At 67.3% G+C, this 349-nt stretch carries 1 protein-coding gene; it reads left to right on the top strand.

Translation table 11 applies throughout. The annotated features are described in order from the left end of the window. Positions 1-349: Ig-like domain-containing protein (locus tag ACWPMZ_RS16525; protein WP_455705188.1), on the top strand; the 349-nt coding region annotated here is incomplete at both ends.

Below are 349 nucleotides of genomic sequence, written 5' to 3'. Positions count from 1 at the left end.
GGCACGCCCTACGTCAGCACGTTCGGCACGCTGACCCTCAACGCCGACGGCAGCTACAGCTACACGCCCAAGGCGACGGTTCCGGCCGGCTCGGTCGACGTGTTCACCTATACGCTGATCGATGCCGACGGCGATCCCGACACCGCCGAGCTCAAGTTCACGTTCGCGGGCGACAACAGCAAGGCCACCGCGACGAGCGCGGCGGCGGCGACGAGCGATGTTGCGGGCGACACCGATCCCGGCTCGAACGTCAACGCGTTCACGCCGCAGGTATCGAGCGGGACGCTGGCGATTGCCTACGGCTCCGACGGGTTCGGCTCGTTCAATGCAAGCTACGACGGCACGCTGG

Source organism: Tsuneonella sp. HG222 (assembly GCF_053819185.1).
The sequence above is the reverse complement of the archived record's forward strand: the minus strand, read 5'-3'. Positions and strand labels throughout refer to the sequence as shown.